An 882-nucleotide genomic window follows, 5' to 3' on the forward strand; every position below is an offset into this window, starting at 1 on the left:
CCCGTTCCCATGCCGAACACGGAAGTTAAGCACTTGAACGCCGAAAGTAGTTGGGGGCTTCCCCCTGTGAGGATAGGACGTTGCCAGGCTTTTGTTTTTTTAATAAAACAATTGACAGACTTACATAGATGTTTTATCATTATAGAAGTCGTCACCTTATACTTAAACGGTCCTGTGGTGTAGCGGTTAACATGCCTGCCTGTCACGCAGGAGATCGCGGGTTCGAATCCCGTCAGGACCGCCATTTTAATATCGGCTTTGTAGCTCAGTTGGTAGAGCAAAGGACTGAAAATCCTTGTGTCGGCGGTTCGATTCCGTCCAAAGCCACCATTTCTTTTGCCGGTGTAGCTCAGCTGGTAGAGCAACTGACTTGTAATCAGTAGGTCGCGGGTTCGACTCCTGTTGCCGGCACCATTTTTATTTTGGCGATTGTGGCGAAGTGGTTAACGCACCGGATTGTGATTCCGGCATTCGTGGGTTCAATTCCCATCAGTCGCCCCATTTTTTAACTTCATATCATTTATGTGTCATTAGCTCAGTTGGTAGAGCATCTGACTTTTAATCAGAGGGTCGCAGGTTCGAATCCTGCATGACACACCATTTTTATGCGGGTGTGGCGGAATTGGTAGACGCGCTAGATTTAGGATCTAGTGTCTTTGACGTGGGGGTTCAAGTCCCTTCACCCGTACCATTTATATGCGGAAGTAGTTCAGTGGTAGAATACGACCTTGCCAAGGTCGGGGTCGCGGGTTCGAATCCCGTCTTCCGCTCCATTTATATTTGAATAGCATTATGCGGTCGTGGCGGAATCGGTAGACGCGCTAGGTTGAGGGCCTAGTGGTGGCAACATCGTGGAGGTTCAAGTCCTCTCGACCGCACCAT

At 49.0% G+C, this 882-nt stretch carries 8 tRNA genes and 1 rRNA gene; all 9 read left to right on the forward strand.

Annotation, left to right across the window (positions count from 1 at the left end):
• Window positions 1-89, forward strand: a 5S ribosomal RNA gene (rrf, locus tag KNQ03_RS16845); the annotation flags it as partial.
• 79 nt (window positions 90-168) lie between these two features.
• Window positions 169-244, forward strand: a tRNA-Asp gene (locus KNQ03_RS16850).
• Window positions 245-254: 10 nt separating this feature from the next.
• Window positions 255-330, forward strand: a tRNA-Phe gene (locus KNQ03_RS16855).
• Window positions 331-338: 8 nt separating this feature from the next.
• Window positions 339-414, forward strand: a tRNA-Thr gene (locus KNQ03_RS16860).
• 11 nt (window positions 415-425) lie between these two features.
• Window positions 426-501: transfer RNA gene (locus tag KNQ03_RS16865), tRNA-His, on the forward strand.
• 23 nt (window positions 502-524) lie between these two features.
• Window positions 525-600, forward strand: a tRNA-Lys gene (locus KNQ03_RS16870).
• Window positions 601-607: 7 nt separating this feature from the next.
• Window positions 608-691 (forward strand) — tRNA-Leu (locus tag KNQ03_RS16875).
• Window positions 692-698: 7 nt separating this feature from the next.
• Window positions 699-773 (forward strand) — tRNA-Gly (locus KNQ03_RS16880).
• 21 nt (window positions 774-794) lie between these two features.
• Window positions 795-881 (forward strand) — tRNA-Leu (locus tag KNQ03_RS16885).
• Window position 882 lies beyond the last annotated feature (1 nt).

This window comes from Exiguobacterium sp. s143, assembly GCF_018618895.1.
Classification (GTDB): domain Bacteria; phylum Bacillota; class Bacilli; order Exiguobacteriales; family Exiguobacteriaceae; genus Exiguobacterium_A; species Exiguobacterium_A abrahamii.